The sequence below is a fragment of the Leisingera aquaemixtae genome (genome assembly GCF_006740765.1).
GTDB lineage: Bacteria > Pseudomonadota > Alphaproteobacteria > Rhodobacterales > Rhodobacteraceae > Leisingera > Leisingera aquaemixtae.
In genome coordinates, this window is the sequence record NZ_CP041159.1 from 3,388,142 (window position 1) to 3,405,537 (window position 17,396).

The window sequence follows — 17,396 nt, forward strand, 5'->3', positions numbered from 1 at the left end:
CGCGCTTTTTCGTTTCCGGCTCAGCTGCTGTAGGCGATGGCGAGCAGGATGCTCCCCAGGATCACCCGATAGATGACATAAGGCGTGAAACTGACAGAACGCAGCAGCCGCATCATCAGGCTGAGCGCGGCCAGTGCCGACAGCAGGGCAAGGGCGGCTGCAATCGCTGCGTCGCGCATCAGGGCGGTATCGGCCTCCAGCGCCACCTCGGTTCCCAGGAGCACCCCGGAGGCGATGATCGTGGGGATCGACATCAGCATGGCGATGCGGGCGCCGTCTTCGCGGGTATAGCCCAGCTGGCGCGCGCCGGTGATGGTGATGCCGGAGCGCGAGGTGCCGGGGATCAGCGCCAGCATCTGCCATAGCCCCATGACCAGGGCATCACGCAGGCCCCAGTCGCCGGCCTGTTTCACCTCGGCGCCCTTCTGGTCGGCCCAGTACAGGACCAGCCCGAAGCCCAGCATGGTCCAGCCGATCACCGTGATCGACCGCAGCGCATCGCTGAGGCCGGTGAAATGCAGCACCGCACCGAACAGAACCGTCGGGATGGTGGCGATGATCAGGCCCATGGCGAGGCGTGATCCCGGCGTGTCCGTGCGGCCGGTCAGGGCGCGGGGCAAGCCCGCAAGGCCCTCGCGCACGTCGCTCCAGAAATAGATCATCACGGCGGCCAGGGTGCCGATATGAACCGCGACGTCGATCACCTGGCCCTGGTCGTCCAGCCCGGTCAGCCCGGGCAGCAGAATCAGGTGGCCAGAGGAGGAAATGGGCAGGAATTCGGTAATGCCCTGGATCAGTGCAACCAGGATCAATTGGAAAAGCGGCATCCTGAAATCATCCTTTGCTGGCCGCGAACGGGCCGAAATCAGTCGTGACTCTGTATAAATCCCGCCTCCGGATTGGGAAGCGCATATTAAGGTCCGTTGCGGACCTAAAATTTCTGTACATTTCCGTTGAACACGGTATCAGAAGTAAAGCGCTGGCAAAATAGGTCAGCACAGTTGACATAAAGCGTGCCAGTACCTGAAAAGGTGCTTCCGCAGCCAGACAAACGATGGAGTCCAGCCCGTGGCCAAGCAACCGATGCTGAAATTTGTGCAGATCGAACGCGACATGCCTCAAAAGCGTGACGCGAGTGTACGCAAGGAAGACTTCAATGAGATTTACGCGGAGTACGCTGCTGCCAAGGCCGAAGAACAGGCCAGCCGTTGCAGCCAGTGCGGCGTGCCGTACTGCCAGAGCCACTGCCCGCTGCACAACAACATTCCCGACTGGCTGCGCCTGACCGCAACCGGCCGTCTGGAAGAGGCCTATGAGGTCAGCCAGTCCACCAACACCTTCCCGGAAATCTGCGGCCGCATCTGCCCGCAGGACCGCCTGTGCGAAGGCAACTGCGTGATCGAGCAGTCGGGCCACGGCACCGTGACCATCGGCTCGGTCGAGAAATACATCACCGACACCGCCTGGGAAAACGGCTGGGTCAAACCCGCCGCGCCGCTGGCCGAGCGCAGCGAGAGCGTTGGCATCATCGGCGCCGGCCCCGGCGGCCTGGCGGCGGCGGATATGCTGCGCCAGGCTGGTATCCAGGTCACTGTCTATGACCGCTATGACCGGGCCGGCGGGCTGCTGATGTACGGCATCCCCAGCTTCAAGCTGGAAAAGGACGTGGTCGAGCGCCGCAACAAGCTGCTGGCCGATGGCGGCGTGACCTTCAAGCTGAACTGCAACGTGGGCGAGGACATCTCGTTTGACGAAATCCGCAGCCAGCATGATGCAGTAATTATTGCCACCGGCGTCTATAAATCGCGCGATCTGGCGATGCCGGGCAGCGGCTCGGAAGGGATCGTCAAGGCGATCGACTTCCTGTGTGCGTCGAACAAGAAAAGCTTTGGCGACGATGTTGAGGAGTTCGACAACGGCAGCCTGAACGCACAAGGCAAGAAGGTTGTCGTGATCGGCGGCGGCGATACCGCGATGGACTGCGTGCGGACCTCGATCCGCCAGGGTGCGACCAGCGTCAAATGTCTCTACCGCCGCGACCGCGCCAATATGCCGGGCTCGCAGCGCGAGACCCAGAACGCAGAGGAAGAAGGCGTGGTCTTTGAATGGCTGTCGGCGCCCAAGGGCTTCACCGATGACGGCGGCAAGGTTGCCGGCGTGATGGTGCAGAAGATGCGCCTGGGCCAGCCGGATGCTTCGGGCCGCCAGGCGCCGGAAGTGATCGACGGCGCGGACTATGTTGAAGAGGCCGATCTGGTGATCAAGGCTCTGGGCTTTGAGCCGGAAGAGCTGCCTGCCCTGTGGAACCAGCCGGAACTGCCGGTGACCCGCTGGGGCACCATCAAGGCGGCGTTCCAGACCGGCGCCACCGAGTTGGACGGCGTCTATGCGGTGGGTGATATCGTGCGCGGTGCGTCGCTGGTGGTCTGGGCGATCAAGGACGGCCGCGACTGTGCCGAAGCGATCATCGGGAAGTTCAACAGCAAGGCCGCGGTGGCCGCGGAATAACCCGGCACCCCCCGTACACCGCCTGTGCACCCCCTGTGCACCGGCGGGCAGCTAAACAGCAGCGCCAAGGTCAGCCTTGCTGACCCAGCCAGCAAAGGACAATGGACATGAGCGAATTGCAGGGACAGTGCATGTGCGGCGCAGTGAGCGTCACGGCGACGCCGGTTCAGGCCTCCGTGACCGCCTGCCATTGCCGCCTGTGCCAGCGCTGGGCCAGCGGCCCGTTCCTGAGCTTTCAGGCCGACACCGGCTATGCCGCGCTGGGCCCGGTGCGGACCTATCAGTCCTCGCAGTGGGCGGAACGCGCGTTTTGCGGCGAGTGCGGATCGGTGCTGTGGTACCGGATGACCGCGCCAGGCAAGATGCACGGCCAGACGCAAATGTCGGCGGGCCTGTTTGAGAACGCGGGCGGCACCGAGCTGAAGCTGGAATTCTTCATTGACGACAAGCCCGCAGGCTATGCCTTTGCCGGCGCCCACCGGCGGATGACCGGCGAGGAATGCCGCGCCATGTTTGCCGAAACCGCTGAAGGAGAGGCCTGAGGCCCGCCCGGCCCCCTGCTGACTGCCATGCCGCTGATGATCCGCAAATCCCTCCGTCAGGCGATGTTCCGCCTGAGATCCCGCCGCCTCCACGCGGATGCGGCGGTGGAGATCCGTGCGCTGGAAGGGCGCGGCGAGGGCGGCATGATCGTGTTCACCAGCTATCACGCCAATGCCGCCAAACGCGGGTTGCTGGAGTTTGCCGCCAGCGCCTCGGACGGCGGTGCGCGGCACTGCATCTTTGTCACTGACCGCCGCCAGGCCTGGTTCCAGGGCGAGGGGGTTGCGGCGGCGATCCTGCGGGCTGTGTCTGGCTATGTCCGGCGCCACGGTCTGCGCCGCCTGATGACGGTTGGGGTGTCGATGGGCGGATACGGGGCGCTGTCCTTTGCCGCGGAGCTGGGCGCAGGCCGCGCCCTGGCGCTGGCGCCGCAATACTGCCCGCGGCCCGCAACCTTTCCGTCGGACCGCCGCTGGATCGAGGCGCGCAGCCGGATCACGGAGTTCAGCCGCCCGGCGCTGGATCAGGCGATGGGCGGCCAGGTGCAGTACACCCTGCTGCATGGCCGCCATAATGCTGAGGACGCGCAGCATTGGCAGGCCTTCCCGCAGGGGCCCGGCATCCATCACTACCTGGCGGACCGCGACAGCCACGATGTTATCGACCCGCTGCGCGACGCGGGCATCCTTTACCCGGTGATCGGCGCCGTCTGGCAGGACGATCAGGACCGGGTGAAGACCCTTATGCAACGGATCCGCGCGGTGCCCCGCGCCTGGGGCGAACGCGCCCTGGATCCGCAGACTCAACCGGCCGCAGCGGCATGCTGCGCCATCAGTTAATCGGAGAACGTCATGACCAAATTTGATGCCGCGTGGGTCAAGGCCGAGGAAGCCAAGCGCAAGTGGATGGCCGAGAACGGTCTCTATTCCGAGGAAGAAGAACATTCATCCTGCGGTGTGGGGCTGGTGGTTTCGGTCCACGGCAAGAAAAGCCGCAAGGTGGTTGAGGCCGGCATCAACGCGCTGAAAGCGATCTGGCATCGCGGCGCAGTGGACGCCGACGGCAAGACCGGCGACGGCGCGGGCATCCATGTGCAGATCCCGGTGCCCTTCTTCTATGACCAGATCCGCCGCACCGGCCACGAGCCCCGCCAGAATGAGCTGATGGCGGTCGGCCAGGTGTTCCTGCCGCGCACGGATTTTGGCGCTCAGGAGCGCTGCCGGACCATCGTGGAAACCGAAGTTCTGCGCATGGGCTATTCCATCTATGGCTGGCGCCACGTGCCGGTGGATATCACTTGCCTGGGCGAAAAGGCCAATGCCACCCGTCCGGAGATCGAGCAGATCCTGATCTCCAACGCCAAGGGCGTGGACGAGGAAACCTTTGAGCGCGAGCTTTATGTGATCCGCCGCCGGATCGAGAAGGTGTCGTCGGCGGCCGGCATCTCGGGCCTTTATATCGCGTCGCTGTCCTGCCGCTCGATCATCTACAAGGGCATGATGCTGGCGGAGCAGGTGGCGGTGTTCTATCCGGACCTGATGGACGAGCGGTTCGAGAGCGCCTTCGCGATCTATCACCAGCGCTATTCCACCAACACCTTCCCGCAGTGGTGGCTGGCGCAGCCGTTCCGCATGCTGGCCCATAACGGCGAGATCAACACGCTGAAGGGCAACCTGAACTGGATGAAGAGCCATGAGATCCGCATGGCGTCTTCGACCTTTGGCGACTATGCCGAGGACATCAAGCCGATCGTGCCGGGCGGCGCCTCCGACTCCGCCGCGCTGGATGGCGTGTTCGAGGTTCTGGTGCGCGCGGGCCGCTCGGCGCCGATGGCCAAGACCATGCTGGTGCCGGAAAGCTGGTCCAAGCAGGCGGTCGAACTGCCGCAGGCCTGGCGCGACATGTATTCCTACTGCAACTCCGTGATGGAGCCCTGGGACGGCCCCGCGGCGCTGGCGATGACCGACGGCCGCTGGGTCTGCGCGGGCCTGGACCGCAACGGGCTGCGCCCGATGCGCTATGTGGTGACCGGCGACGGGCTGGTGATCGCGGGTTCCGAGGCGGGCATGGTGCCAATCGAAGAGGCCAGTGTGGTTGAAAAGGGCGCGCTGGGCCCGGGCCAGATGCTGGCCGTCGACATGGAAAAGGGCAAGCTGTTCCGCGACACCGAGATCAAGGACAAGCTGTCCCGCGCACTGCCGTTCGGCGACTGGGTCAAGCGGATCAACGATCTGGATACAACCCTGGCCAGCGTCACCGAGCAGCCGCTGTTCAGCGGCGAGGAGCTGCGCCGCCGCCAGGTTGCGGCCGGTTATTCGATTGAGGAGCTGGAGCAGATCCTGGCACCGATGGCCGAGGACGGTAAGGAAACGCTGGCCTCGATGGGCGATGACACGCCCTCTGCCGTGCTGTCCAAGATGTACCGCCCGCTGAGCCACTTCTTCCGCCAGAACTTCAGCCAGGTGACCAACCCGCCGATCGACAGCCTGCGCGAGTACCGGGTGATGTCGCTGAAGACCCGGTTCGGCAACCTGAAGAACGTGCTGGACGAGGACAGCTCCCAGACCGAGATCATCGTGCTGGAAAGCCCCTTTGTCGGCAATGCCCAGTGGGATGAGCTGGTAAAGCAGTTCAACGCGCCGCTGGCCGAGATCGACTGCACCTTTGCCCCCGGCAAGGGCGCGCTGAACGCGGCGCTGGCGCGGATCCGGGCCGAGGCCGAGGAGGCCGTGCGCTCCGGCGCTGGCCATATCGTGCTGACCGACCAGCATTCCGGGCCTGAAAAGGTCGCGATGCCGATGATCCTGGCAACGTCTGCCGTGCATTCGCATCTGACCCGCAAGGGCCTGCGCACCTTCTGCTCGCTGAACGTGCGGTCCGCCGAATGTATCGACCCGCATTATTTCGCGGTGCTGATCGGCTGCGGCGCCACCGTGGTGAACGCCTATCTGGCCGAGGATTCGCTGGCCGACCGCATTGAGCGCGGGCTGCTGGACGGCAGCCTGACCGAAAACGTCGCGCGTTACCGTGAGGCCATCGACCAAGGCCTGTTGAAGATTATGGCGAAGATGGGGATTTCGGTGGTGTCCTCCTACCGCGGCGGCCTGAACTTTGAGGCGGTGGGCCTCAGCCGCGCCATGTGTGCCGAGTACTTCCCGGGCATGACCAGCCGGATTTCCGGCATCGGTGTGACCGGTATCCAGACCAAGGCAGAAGAAATCCACGCCAAGGCCTGGAAGGCTACGGAAGGCATTCTGCCCATCGGCGGTTTTTATAAAGCACGCAAATCGGGTGAGACGCACGCCTGGGAAGCGACCTCCATGCATATGATGCAGATGGCCTGCAACCGCGCCTCTTACGAGCTGTGGAAACAGTATTCGGCGAAGATGCAGTCGAACCCGCCGATCCATCTGCGCGACCTGTTGCAGATCAAGCCGCTGGGCAAGCCGGTCCCGCTGGAGGAAGTGGAGAGCATCACCGCGATCCGCAAGCGCTTTGTGACGCCGGGCATGAGCCTGGGCGCGCTGTCGCCCGAGGCGCACAAGACCCTGAACGTTGCGATGAACCGGATCGGCGCCAAGTCCGACTCCGGCGAGGGCGGCGAGGATCCGGCGCACTTCGTGCCGGAGCCGAACGGTGATAACCCGTCTGCGAAGATCAAGCAGGTGGCGTCGGGCCGCTTTGGCGTGACCGCCGAGTATCTGAACCAGTGCGAAGAGCTGGAGATCAAGGTGGCCCAGGGCGCCAAGCCCGGCGAAGGCGGCCAACTGCCGGGGATGAAGGTCACCGACCTGATTGCCCGCCTGCGCCACTCCACCAAGGGCGTGACCCTGATTTCGCCGCCGCCGCACCATGATATCTACTCGATCGAGGACCTGGCGCAGCTGATCTATGACCTCAAGCAGATCAACCCGCGCTGCAAGGTGACGGTGAAGCTGGTGGCGTCCTCCGGCGTTGGTACCATCGCCGCGGGCGTTGCCAAAGCAAAGGCCGACATCATCCTGATCTCGGGCCACAACGGCGGCACCGGGGCGTCGCCTGCGACTTCGATCAAATATGCGGGCCTGCCGTGGGAGATGGGCCTGACCGAAGCGCATCAGGTGCTGGCGATGAACAACCTGCGCGAGCGGGTGACGCTGCGCACCGACGGCGGGCTGCGCACCGGGCGTGACATTGTCATGGCGGCGATGCTGGGCGCCGAGGAATACGGCATCGGCACCGCGGCGCTGATCGCGATGGGCTGCATCATGGTGCGCCAGTGCCAGTCCAACACCTGCCCGGTCGGCGTCTGCACCCAGGACGAATCCCTGCGCGCCAAGTTCACCGGCAACGCGGACAAGGTGGTGAACCTGATCACCTTCTACGCCCAGGAAGTGCGCGAGATCCTCGCTTCCATCGGCGCCCGCAGCCTGGACGACGTGATCGGCCGGGCCGACCTGCTGGCGCAGGTCTCGCGCGGCTCTGCCCATCTGGACGACCTGGACCTGAACCCGCTGCTGATCACCGTCGATGGCTCCGCCAACATCGTCTACAACCGCGACAAGGGCCGCAACGAAGTGCCGGACACGCTGGATGCGGAAATCGTGCGCGACGCCGCCCGCTTCCTGCAGGATGGCGAGAAGATGCAGCTGTCCTATGCGATCCAGAACACCCACCGCTCCGTGGGCACCCGCACCTCCAGCCACATCGTGCGCAACTTCGGCATGCGGAATTCGTTCCAGCCGGACCACCTGACGGTGAAACTGCAGGGTTCTGCCGGTCAGGCGCTGGGCGCCTTTGCGGCGCCGGGGCTGAAGCTGGAAGTGTCGGGCGATGCCAATGACTATGTCGGCAAGGGCCTGTCGGGCGGCACCATCGTGGTGCGCCCGCCGCAGGTAAGCCCGCTGGTGGCCTCGGAAAACACCATCATCGGCAACACCGTGCTGTATGGCGCGACCGATGGCTACCTGTTTGCGGCGGGCCGTGCGGGCGAACGCTTTGCGGTGCGCAATTCCGGCGCCAAGGTGGTGATCGAGGGCTGCGGCTCCAACGGCTGCGAATACATGACCGGCGGCGTTGCGGTGATCCTTGGCTCGATCGGCGCCAACTTCGGTGCGGGGATGACCGGCGGCATGGCCTATCTCTATGACCCGGAGGGTAAGGCCGCGACCCTGATGAATAAGGAATCGCTGGTCACCTGTCCGGTCACCGTGGCGCATTGGGAGGCGGAGCTGAAAAGCCTGATCGAACGCCATCAGCAGGAAACCGGCAGCCGCAAGGCCGCGGAGATCCTGCAGCATTGGGACATCGAGAAGGGCAACTTCCTGCAAGTCTGCCCGAAGGAGATGCTCGACAAGCTGGCGCATCCGGTGATGCAGGAGAAGGCTGCCGTTCCCGCGGAGTAAGCCTGGCTAGAGACAAAAACCGAACCCCGCAGGCGCAGGCTTGCGGGGTTTTCTGTGCCTGCGGGCCGCGTCCTGCCGGAAACCACTCTTCTTCTGGCCGGAAATATCCCGGGGTGAATTGAGCCGCAGGCTCAAGAGGGGCAGCGCCCCTCCCCGCGCCCCCGAAAACTCCGGACCGGCAGATTGCGGCAGCAAGGCAACTGACCCTTTGTGAATGCCCCCCAGCCGTCCTATAGAGAGTCATGGCCAAGGCAGTTGCAAAAAAGAAGACAACCAAGAGCAGCAAGAAGACGGCAAAGCGGCAGATTCAGCCGTTGCGTGCGTTTCGGCGCTGGATCTTGCGCGCGGTGCTGGCGGTGGCGGCGGTTTTTCTTGTCCTCATCCTGCTGTTTTCAGTGGTGAACCCGCCGGTCACCCATACCATCTGGGCCGAGCAGCGCCGCTTGGGCGAGGTGGACCGGATGTGGGTGCCGCTGGAGGAGATGGCTCCGGTGCTGGCGCGCTCCGTCGTGGCGGCGGAGGATGCGCAGTTCTGCCGCCATTGGGGATTTGACGCCCGCGCCATCCAGGCGGCGATCGAGGCTGGCGGCAGCCGCGGCGGCTCGACCATCTCGCAGCAGGTGGTGAAGAACGTGTTCCTGTGGCAGGGCCGCAGCTGGCCGCGCAAGGTGCTGGAGACGTTGCTGACCCCGGTGGTGGAGATCGTCTGGAGCAAGCGGCGTATTCTGGAAGTTTATCTGAACGTGGCCGAGATGGACGAGGGCGTGTTTGGCGCCGAAGCCGCGGCGCGGAAGTATTTCGGAGTCGGCCCGGACCAGCTGAGCGCGCGGCAGGCGGCGCTGATTGCCGCCGTGCTGCCCAATCCCAAGGAGCGTTCGGCCCGCAAGCCTTCAAACTTTGTGCAGCGCCGGGCGCGGCAGATTCAGGATGGGGCGGCTACCATTCGCGCAGACGGGCGGGCGGATTGTTTCGAGGATTGAATCTTTCTCCCGGCCAAGGCATTGCTGGGTATCCGTAGTAACGTTTCTGGAGATCCCCTGTAGCCATGGCGCGCCTGTACCACGTTCCCCTGTCCCCCTTTTGCCGCAAGGTGCGGCTGTCGCTGGCGGAGAAGAAGATCGAGGTCGAGCTGGTCGAGGAGCGCTATTGGGAGCAGGATCCCGATTTCCTGCGCCGCAACCCGGCCGCCAAGGTGCCGGTGGTCCGGCTGGACGGCCAGATGATGGCCGAAAGCGCGGCGATCTGCGAGTATCTGGAGGACACCAGGCCGGAGCCTGCGCTGATCCCCAAGGATGCCGCGGGCCGGTATGAGGTGCGCCGGCTGGTGAGCTGGTTTGACGACAAGTTCCACCAAGAGGTGACTTCCAAGCTGCTGTATGAGCGGGTGAACAAGAAGATCACCGGCGAGGGCTATCCCGACAGCCGCAACGTGAAGGCGGGGGCCAAGGCGATCAAATACCACCTGGACTACATGGCCTGGCTGCTGGACCACCGGCGCTGGCTGGCGGGCGACATGATGACGCTGGCGGATTTTGCCGCTGCCGCGCATCTGTCGTCCTTGGATTATATCTCGGATGTGGATTGGAACCGGTCTGCGGTGGTCAAGGACTGGTATGCCAAGATCAAGTCGCGGCCAGCGTTCCGGTCGATCCTGGCGGATCAGGTGCCGGGCTTCCGGCCGCCGCCGCATTACACTGACCTGGATTTCTGATACCAACGGGGGCAGGGGCGCTGCCCCCGCGGCCCTGCGGGCCGCTCCCCCGGAGTTTTTGGCGAAAGATGAAAGACCGATCCGGCATCAAGGAAAAGCTGGTTGCCCAGGCGCTGGCGGAGGGGTTTGTCTCCTGCCGGGTCTGCCGCCCGTGGGATGTGCCGGAGGTGCCTGGACGGCTGCAGGTCTTTCTGGATGCGGGCTATCACGGGCAGATGGGCTGGATGGCGGAGCGGACCCATTGGCGGGGTGACCCGAGCCTGTTGTGGCCGGAGGCGCGGTCGGTGATCATGCTGGCGGAAAGCTATACGCCCGAAGAGGATCCGATGGCGGTGGTCGGGCAGGCGGATCGCGGCGCGGTTTCGGTCTATGCCCGCAACAAAGATTACCACGACCTGGTCAAGAAGCGGCTGAAACGGCTGGCGCGCTGGCTGATTGCGGAAGCCGGGGAGGATTGCGAGGTGAAGGTTTTTGTCGACACCGCACCGGTGCCGGAAAAGGCGCTGGGCCAGGCGGCAGGGCTGGGCTGGCAGGGCAAGCACAGCAATCTGGTGAGCCGGGACTGGGGGAATTGGGCCTTTTTAGGCTCTGTTTTCACCACGCTGGAGCTGCCTGCGGATGCGCCGGAGCGGGACCGCTGCGGGTCGTGCCGGGCCTGTCTGGACAGCTGCCCGACCGATGCCTTCCCAGCCCCGTACAAGGTCGATGCGCGGCGCTGCATCTCCTACCTCACCATCGAGCATAAAGGTCCGGTGGCGGAGGAACTGCGGGAGAAGATGGGCAACCGGATCTATGGCTGCGACGACTGTCTTGCGGCCTGTCCCTGGAACAAATTTGCGGTGGCCGCCAGCGACATGCGCTATGCCGCGCGCGAGGATCTGAAGGCGCCGAAGCTGGCGGAGCTTGCCGCCTTGGAGGATGCGGCGTTCCGGGAGATGTTCTCCGGCTCGCCCATCAAGCGGATCGGGCGCGACCGGTTTGTGCGCAATGTGCTCTATGCTATCGGCAATTCCGGCCTGGCGGAGCTGCGCGCGGTGGCGCAGGGGCTGGCGGAGGATCCGGATCCGGCGGTGGCGGATGCGGCGCGGTGGGCGGTTCAACGGCTTTCGTGACGCAAACAGGATGGACGGGCCGCAAATAGGCGTTACACCCAGTCCGGCGAACAGAGTTTGAGAGGGCTGGGCATGGCGTTGCTGCTGGGAGTGGACACGGGCGGAACCTATACCGATGCGGTGCTGATCCGCGACGAGAAGGAGGTGATCGCCTCTGCCAAGTCGCTGACCACGCGTCAGGATCTGGCGATCGGGGTCGGCGGCGCGATCCGGGCGGTGCTGGAGCAGTCCGGGGTGCAGCCGCAGGAGGTGTCGCTGGCGGCCCTGTCCACCACGCTGGCCACCAATGCGCTAGTCGAGGGGCAGGGCGGACGGGTGGCGCTGGTCTATGTCGGGTTTGCCGAGGCTGACCTGGACCGGCACGGGCTGCGGGACGCGCTGAAGGGCGATCCGGCGCTGGTGATCGGCGGCGGCCACACCCACGCGGGCAGCGAGGCGGCGCCGCTGGATGTCGGGGCGCTGGAGATGTTCCTGCGGACCGAGGGCCAGGGGGTGACCGGCTTTGCCGTGGCCGGGGTCTTTGCCACTCGCAATCCGGCGCATGAGATTGAGGCTGCGCGGATCATCCATGAGATAACCAGCGCGCCAGTCACCTGCTCGCACCATCTGTCGGCCAAGCTGAACGGGCCGAAACGGGCGGTGACGGCGGTGCTGAACGCGCGGCTGATCGGCATGATCGACCGGCTGATCGGGCGGGCGCAGGACACGCTGCGCGATCTGGGCATCGGGGCGCCGATGATGGTGGTGCGCGGCGACGGCGCGCTGATGAGCGGCGAGCAGGCGCGGGAGCGGCCGATCGAGACCATTCTGTCCGGGCCGGCGGCCTCGATTGTCGGGGCGCGCTGGATGACCGGGGCGGATCATGCGCTGGTGAGCGACATCGGCGGCACCACAACGGATGTGGCGCTGATCAGGGACGGCAAGCCGGCGATTGATCCGGCAGGAGCGCGGGTGGGTGAGTTCCGCACCATGGTGGAGGCGGTAGCGATGCGCACCACCGGCCTGGGTGGCGACAGCCAGGTGCATCTGAACACCAGCGGGCTGTCTGGCGGGCTGACATTGGGACCGCGCCGGGTGGTGCCGGTGTCGCTGATTGCGACCGATGCGCCCGATGTCGTGCATGCGGCCCTGGATGAGCAGCTGCGTAATTCCACCGCGGGCGAGTTTGACGGGCGCTTCGTCCGGGCGGTCCCTGGGGTGCCGGTGGCGGGCCTGAGCGAGCGGGAGGCCGGGCTGCTGGCGCGGATCGGGATGCAGGTGCATCCGCTGGGCCAGATCCTGCGCACCCGGATGGAGCATGGCTCGCTGGGCCGGCTGGTGGACCGCGGGCTGGTGCAAGTCTCCGGTGTGACGCCTTCGGATGCCAGCCATGTGCTGGGCCGGGTGGAGGCCTGGGACCGCGAGGCGGCGGAGAAGGCGCTGACGCTGTTTGTCCGCCGGCGGATAGGCAGTGGCGACATGGTGGCAAAAGACGCCGAAACCCTGGCGCAGATGATCATTGATCAGCTGACGGAGCAAACCGCTTTGACCTTGTTAGAGTCTGCTTTTGCCGAAGAAGCCGAGAGTTTTGGCCTGCCGGAGAAGGATTTGGCCCGGCATGTGCTGCTGCAAAGGGGCCTGGCCCGGCACCGTGGCCTGCTGGCGCTGGATGCGTCGCTGAATGTGGATGTGGTGGGGCTGGGCGCCTCTGCCCCCAGCTATTATCCGGCGGTGGGGGAGCGGCTGCATTGCAACATGATCCTGCCGGAACATGCCGGGGTGGCGAACGCCATCGGCGCGGTGGTGGGCCGGGTCACCATGCGGCGCAGCGGCACCGTGACGTCCCCGGCGGAGGGCAAGTACCGGGTGCATCTGGAGAGCGGCCCGGTGGATTTCCCGGCCTCAGACGAAGCACTGGCAGCGCTGGAGGCGGCCTTGGCAGAGGAGGCGCGCGGCGCAGCGGAGGAGGCCGGTGCCGAGGATATCCACGTGCATGTGGAGCGGGATATCCGCTTGGCGCAGGTGGAATCGCGGCAAGTGTTCGTCGAAGGCACGCTGACGGTGGAGGCCAGCGGCCGGCCGAGGGTGGCGCACGCCTAGGCGTCTTGAGCGCTAAAGCGGGTTTTCCGAAAACCCGCTGCCTCCGGCGGGGATATTTTGGGCCAGAAGAAGCAGGGGAGCTTGCTGCGGATCTGGCATGTGAAAAGCCCCGCCGGAGTGCGGCGGGGCTGAAAGCGGCCTGTTAGAGCCTATTCCGCAGCAGCGCCGCGTTTGGGCAGCACCCAGTCGGGGCGCGGGAAATGGCAGGTGTAGCCAGTGGGCAGCCGCTGCAGGTAATCCTGATGCTCCGGTTCCGCTTCCCAGAAATCACCTGCGGGTTCGACCTCAGTCACCACTTTGCCGGGCCAGATGCCGGAGGCGTCGACGTCGGCGATGGTGTCCTCGGCGACCGCTTTCTGGGTGTCGTCCAGGTAGTAGATCGCGGAGCGGTAGCTCATGCCGATGTCATTGCCCTGGCGGTTCAGGGTGGTCGGATCGTGGATCTGGAAGAAGAACTCCAGCAGCTCCCGGTAAGAGGTAACGGCAGGGTCGAAGACGATCTCGATCCCTTCGGCATGGGTGCCGTGGTTCCTGTAGGTGGCATTGGGGACATCGCCGCCGGTATAGCCGACGCGGGTGCTGATGACGCCCGGGCGCTTGCGGATCAGTTCCTGCATGCCCCAGAAACAGCCGCCTGCCAGGACGGCGCGTTCGGTGGTGCTCATTTCACGACCTCCACTTGGTTGATATAGGCGCCATAGCCCTCTGCCTCCATGTCGTCCAGATGGACAAACCGCAGGGAGGCGGAGTTGATGCAATAGCGCAGGCCGCCGCGGTCCATGGGGCCGTCCGGGAAGACATGGCCCAGGTGGCTGTCGCCATGGGTGGAGCGGACCTCGGTGCGGATCATGCCGAGGCTGCGGTCTTCCAGTTCCTGGATGTGGGCGGATTCGATGGGCTTGGTGAAGCTGGGCCAGCCGCAGCCCGATTCATACTTGTCGGAGGAGGCAAACAGCGGCTCGCCCGAGACGATGTCCACATAGATGCCCGGCTCCTTGTTATGGAGCAGCTTGCCGGTGCCGGGGCGTTCGGTGCCCGCGTTCTGGGTCACGTAGAACTCTTCCTCGGAGAGGGCGGCAATGGCGTCCGGGTTCTTGAAGTATTTGGTCATGGTGTCCTCCCGCCTGTTCGCGTTTGGTGCAGAACATGGGGTCTGGATGCGCAAATGCAAAGCCCTGTTACAGGCGGCTCGCAAAGCCGTGTGCTGCGGAGGCCGGGCCCGGGGACAGATGCTCGGTCAGGCAGCGAAGGCACTAGCGAGGTCTCCAGGCAGGTCGAACTCCCGCAGCACCCGGGCGCGGGCGTCTGCCGACATCTTGCGCGCGGTCTTTTCCACGATGCGCTGCACCTTGTCGGCGGGGTGCTTGGCAGCGAAGGGGGCAAAATACCACTTGAGGAAGACAAAGCAGATGATGTCCTCCAGCGCCTGCACCTGGGCGTCGCGCTTGATCCCCTCCTTGCGCAGCATCTTGGCTGCGGCCTCCGTGTCTTCGGCGCCATAGCCTGCGTTCTGCATCAGCGAGGTGACCACATCGGCGTGATGAACAGCCTCGGCCTTGCGCCAGGCGAGGTAGCCGGCCCGGCCTTCGGGGAAGGCCTCGCGGGCCAGCTTCCAGCGTTCCACATGCTGGCCGCGGGCGGCGATCTGCAGCACCTCGGTGGCGTCCGGGAACAGGCGTTGCTGCTCCTGGCTCATCCGCTGGCCATAAAGCAGCGCGGCGGGCTGGCCGTCTTCCAGGGTGGGGTCCTGGGCGTTGGCGGCGTCGATCGCCTCCAGCACCTGTGTCAATTGCGCGCTCATGCCGCGTCCTCCGGTTGGGATCTTGAGATCAGATTAAGCGGTAAGCGCGGAGAGGCGCAACGGGCCGCGCCGCCTTGGCGGCGCCGCGCCCAAGGAGCGGGGGCGGGTGTCAGCCCGGCTTTGCCGCGCGGGAGAGCTCCGCCTTGGGCCGGTCCGCCTGCCTGGCGAGCTGGACGGCCAGGATACCGCCTGTGACGATGGCGACACCCAGCAAGTCAAGCGGGCCCAGTTTTTCGCCCAGCAGGACGCTGGCAACGGCAACGCCGAACACCGGATTCAGGAAATGGAAGGTGGCCGCGCGCACCGCGCCGATGCGGTTCAGCAGCAGCACCCAGATGAAGGTGGCGGTCAGGCCTGGCACAATGGTCGTGTAGGTGAAGGCAGCGGCCAGGCGCCAGGTGGGGGTGACAAAAATCTCCTCTGTCAGCGGCGCGGCCATGAACAGGACGGCCGAGCCGATCAGCATCTGCAGACCGACCACCATCATGAAATTTCCGCCGGAGGTGGCACCGCGCAGGGCGAGGGTTGCGGCGGTCAGTGCCAGCACGCCGATGACGCACAGGCCGACACCCAGCAGGTCGACACCGGCGCTGAGCCGCGTGCTCATGATCAGGGCAACACCCAGGATGCCTGCGGCGAGGCCGGCATAACCCAGCGGCCGCAGCCGTTCGCCGAACAGCGCCCAGCCTGCCAGCGCCACCAGAAGCGGCATGGTGGAGGCGATGATGGCGGCCAGAGAGGCCTCGATCCATTGCATGGCGATAAAGTTCAGGCCGAGGTACAGCGCGTTCTGGCAGATGCCGAAGATCACCGTGGCCCGCCACTGGCCCGGCGTCAGCCGCCAGGTCTGCCCCAGGGCACGGGCGATGGCGACGCCGATCAGCCCGGAGATCAGGAACCGTACCGCCAGGGAAAACAATGGCGAGGCGTCCTGGACGATGATCCTGGCCGAGGTGAAGGCGGAGGACCACATCAGGGCAAAGGCCAGCCCCATGGCAATAGCGCGCGCATCCATCGTGAATTCCTTTCTCCCGCGGTGGACCTTCCGGAATATGCGGGCAGAGATCAAGCCGGGCGGGACCGGTGTCAGCTGAGCCGGGCCGCCAGAATCTGCCAGCTGGCGGCGCCGAAGGCAGCGGCAAAGGCGGCCTCAAATCCACGGCGCAGGCGGATGTAGACGCGGCTGGCCGCCTGGCTGGAGAACAGCAGCGCGTAGCCGTGGAAGATCAGGGTGCTTTGCACCGCGATGGCGGCCATCACCAGCAGCAGCGCCGATACAGAGGTGCCGGGAGGCAGGCCGATGGCGTAGAGCGCGCCGAAGAACAGCACCGCCTTGGGGTTGGTCAGATGCAGCGCCAGACCTTTGCCATAGGCGCTCCGCAGCGTTGGCGCGGCGGCGGCGCGCAGCATTGGCGCACCGGGGCGCAGGGCCGACCGGGCGGAGCGGATGGCAAGGTACATAAGGTATCCAGCGCCGGCATAGCGGACCGCCTCGAACATCCAGGCGTTGGCCAGCATCACCGCGCCCAGCCCGAACGCGGCGGAGACCGACCAGATCAGCGAACCGGTGCAGACCCCCGCGGCCAGCGCCAGACCGGGTTTGCGGCCATGCTGCATCGAGGTGCCGGCAATGGTCAGCGTCGCCGGGCCAGGGCTGGCGGCGCCCAGGAAGGCGGCTGCCAGGATCATCACCAGATTGACGTTTTCCATGATGCCCTCCCTTGGCCGCCACCCAAAGGATGCGTGTGCCGGGCGGTTCTGGCAAGCGGCAACGCTGCGGCGGCGGACGAACCGTCGGCCGGCACGGCCCGCCAGGCAAAAGAAAAGGGCCGCCCGCGGGGGCAGCCCTGAAACCGTCCGGATGATGTCCGGGATCAGCCGTTGACGCTGTCTTTCAGCGCTTTGGCGATGGTCATCTTGACCACCTTGTCGGCTTCCTTGGTGAATTTCTCACCAGTTGCCGGGTTGCGCACTTCGCGCTCGGGGCGCTCGCGGCAGTAGATTTTGCCGACGCCCGGCAGAGTCACGGCACCGCCGCCCGACACTTCGCGGGTGATCAGCGAGCAGACCGCTTCCAGCGCAGAACCTGCAGTTTTCTTGTCACTGCCCATTTCCTCGGCCAGTGCGGCAACAAGCTGGGTTTTGGTCATCGGTTTGGACATTCTTCGTCTCCTTAAAGCTGCCCGAACTGTGGGGCCTCATCGCGAGACATTATCGTTATGTTGTATGGTAACACAACTTCTTGTGTGCTCCGTATA

15 protein-coding genes are annotated in these 17,396 nt (G+C 65.3%); 8 read left to right on the forward strand and 7 right to left on the reverse strand.

What is annotated here, in order from left to right; translation table 11 throughout:
* Positions 1 to 20 precede the first annotated feature (20 nt).
* On the reverse strand, positions 21 to 827 hold the full coding sequence (locus tag R2C4_RS18320; RefSeq protein ID WP_141891693.1) for an undecaprenyl-diphosphate phosphatase: 807 nt from the start codon (positions 825 to 827) through the stop codon (positions 21 to 23).
* 241 nt (positions 828 to 1,068) lie between these two features.
* On the opposite strand from R2C4_RS18320, the gene R2C4_RS18325 reads away from it, so the two are divergent.
* The 8 genes from R2C4_RS18325 (at position 1,069) to R2C4_RS18360 (ending at position 13,337) form a co-directional block, all read left to right on the forward strand.
* Entirely contained in the window at positions 1,069 to 2,508 is a 1,440-nt protein-coding gene (locus R2C4_RS18325; protein WP_141891694.1) for an NAD(P)-dependent oxidoreductase, read from the forward strand.
* Between the two features lie 107 nt (positions 2,509 to 2,615).
* Positions 2,616 to 3,050, forward strand: a complete 435-nt coding sequence (locus tag R2C4_RS18330; protein WP_141891695.1) for a GFA family protein — start codon at positions 2,616 to 2,618, stop codon at positions 3,048 to 3,050.
* A 27-nt stretch (positions 3,051 to 3,077) separates the two neighbouring features.
* Positions 3,078 to 3,890 (forward strand): hypothetical protein, encoded by an 813-nt coding sequence (locus tag R2C4_RS18335; protein ID WP_244940751.1) that lies wholly within the window; start codon positions 3,078 to 3,080, stop codon positions 3,888 to 3,890.
* Positions 3,891 to 3,902: 12 nt separating this feature from the next.
* On the forward strand, positions 3,903 to 8,435 hold the full coding sequence (gltB, locus tag R2C4_RS18340) for a glutamate synthase large subunit (protein ID WP_141891697.1): 4,533 nt from the start codon (positions 3,903 to 3,905) through the stop codon (positions 8,433 to 8,435).
* Positions 8,436 to 8,677: 242 nt separating this feature from the next.
* Entirely contained in the window at positions 8,678 to 9,415 is a 738-nt protein-coding gene (mtgA, locus tag R2C4_RS18345; protein ID WP_141891698.1) for a monofunctional biosynthetic peptidoglycan transglycosylase, read from the forward strand.
* A gap of 65 nt (positions 9,416 to 9,480) precedes the next feature.
* A complete protein-coding gene (fzlA, locus tag R2C4_RS18350; RefSeq protein WP_058287412.1) occupies positions 9,481 to 10,146 on the forward strand; it encodes an FtsZ-binding protein FzlA in 666 nt (221 codons plus the stop codon).
* Between the two features lie 68 nt (positions 10,147 to 10,214).
* The gene (gene queG, locus R2C4_RS18355; protein ID WP_141891699.1) at positions 10,215 to 11,258 is read left to right on the forward strand and encodes a tRNA epoxyqueuosine(34) reductase QueG; all 1,044 of its coding nucleotides are present in this window, start codon (positions 10,215 to 10,217) and stop codon (positions 11,256 to 11,258) included.
* A gap of 72 nt (positions 11,259 to 11,330) precedes the next feature.
* Positions 11,331 to 13,337: a hydantoinase/oxoprolinase N-terminal domain-containing protein gene (locus R2C4_RS18360; protein WP_141891700.1), complete on the forward strand. Its 2,007-nt coding sequence runs from the start codon at positions 11,331 to 11,333 to the stop codon at positions 13,335 to 13,337.
* 149 nt (positions 13,338 to 13,486) lie between these two features.
* On the opposite strand, the gene msrA is transcribed toward R2C4_RS18360, so the two are convergent.
* From msrA to R2C4_RS18390, 6 genes are all read right to left on the reverse strand, one after another.
* A complete protein-coding gene (gene msrA, locus R2C4_RS18365) occupies positions 13,487 to 14,002 on the reverse strand; it encodes a peptide-methionine (S)-S-oxide reductase MsrA (RefSeq protein WP_141891701.1) in 516 nt (171 codons plus the stop codon).
* Positions 13,999 to 14,448 (reverse strand): peptide-methionine (R)-S-oxide reductase MsrB, encoded by a 450-nt coding sequence (msrB, locus tag R2C4_RS18370; RefSeq protein ID WP_058287416.1) that lies wholly within the window; start codon positions 14,446 to 14,448, stop codon positions 13,999 to 14,001. The genes msrA and msrB overlap by 4 nt, the downstream gene beginning before the upstream one ends.
* A gap of 126 nt (positions 14,449 to 14,574) precedes the next feature.
* Positions 14,575 to 15,138, reverse strand: a complete 564-nt coding sequence (locus tag R2C4_RS18375) for a DUF4202 domain-containing protein (RefSeq protein ID WP_058287417.1) — start codon at positions 15,136 to 15,138, stop codon at positions 14,575 to 14,577.
* Between the two features lie 109 nt (positions 15,139 to 15,247).
* A complete protein-coding gene (locus R2C4_RS18380; RefSeq protein WP_141891702.1) occupies positions 15,248 to 16,153 on the reverse strand; it encodes a DMT family transporter in 906 nt (301 codons plus the stop codon).
* Positions 16,154 to 16,224: 71 nt separating this feature from the next.
* Positions 16,225 to 16,848 carry a LysE family translocator gene (locus R2C4_RS18385; protein ID WP_141891703.1) on the reverse strand — a complete coding sequence of 208 codons (624 nt, stop codon included), beginning with the start codon at positions 16,846 to 16,848 and terminating at the stop codon, positions 16,225 to 16,227.
* A gap of 164 nt (positions 16,849 to 17,012) precedes the next feature.
* Positions 17,013 to 17,300 (reverse strand): HU family DNA-binding protein, encoded by a 288-nt coding sequence (locus R2C4_RS18390; protein ID WP_008553440.1) that lies wholly within the window; start codon positions 17,298 to 17,300, stop codon positions 17,013 to 17,015.
* Positions 17,301 to 17,396 lie beyond the last annotated feature (96 nt).

What these genes read in the sequence shown, in the direction of transcription:
- queG (WP_141891699.1), top strand. Translation starts at nt 10,215, where the DNA reads ATGAAAGACCGATCCGGCATCAAGGAAAAGCTGGTTGCCCAGGCGCTG.
- R2C4_RS18380 (WP_141891702.1), bottom strand. Translation starts at nt 16,153, where the DNA reads ATGGATGCGCGCGCTATTGCCATGGGGCTGGCCTTTGCCCTGATGTGG.
- R2C4_RS18335 (WP_244940751.1), top strand. Translation starts at nt 3,078, where the DNA reads ATGCCGCTGATGATCCGCAAATCCCTCCGTCAGGCGATGTTCCGCCTG.
- msrA (WP_141891701.1), bottom strand. Translation starts at nt 14,002, where the DNA reads ATGAGCACCACCGAACGCGCCGTCCTGGCAGGCGGCTGTTTCTGGGGC.
- fzlA (WP_058287412.1), top strand. Translation starts at nt 9,481, where the DNA reads ATGGCGCGCCTGTACCACGTTCCCCTGTCCCCCTTTTGCCGCAAGGTG.
- R2C4_RS18375 (WP_058287417.1), bottom strand. Translation starts at nt 15,138, where the DNA reads ATGAGCGCGCAATTGACACAGGTGCTGGAGGCGATCGACGCCGCCAAC.
- msrB (WP_058287416.1), bottom strand. Translation starts at nt 14,448, where the DNA reads ATGACCAAATACTTCAAGAACCCGGACGCCATTGCCGCCCTCTCCGAG.
- R2C4_RS18385 (WP_141891703.1), bottom strand. Translation starts at nt 16,848, where the DNA reads ATGGAAAACGTCAATCTGGTGATGATCCTGGCAGCCGCCTTCCTGGGC.
- R2C4_RS18360 (WP_141891700.1), top strand. Translation starts at nt 11,331, where the DNA reads ATGGCGTTGCTGCTGGGAGTGGACACGGGCGGAACCTATACCGATGCG.
- mtgA (WP_141891698.1), top strand. Translation starts at nt 8,678, where the DNA reads ATGGCCAAGGCAGTTGCAAAAAAGAAGACAACCAAGAGCAGCAAGAAG.
- R2C4_RS18390 (WP_008553440.1), bottom strand. Translation starts at nt 17,300, where the DNA reads ATGTCCAAACCGATGACCAAAACCCAGCTTGTTGCCGCACTGGCCGAG.
- R2C4_RS18320 (WP_141891693.1), bottom strand. Translation starts at nt 827, where the DNA reads ATGCCGCTTTTCCAATTGATCCTGGTTGCACTGATCCAGGGCATTACC.
- R2C4_RS18330 (WP_141891695.1), top strand. Translation starts at nt 2,616, where the DNA reads ATGAGCGAATTGCAGGGACAGTGCATGTGCGGCGCAGTGAGCGTCACG.
- gltB (WP_141891697.1), top strand. Translation starts at nt 3,903, where the DNA reads ATGACCAAATTTGATGCCGCGTGGGTCAAGGCCGAGGAAGCCAAGCGC.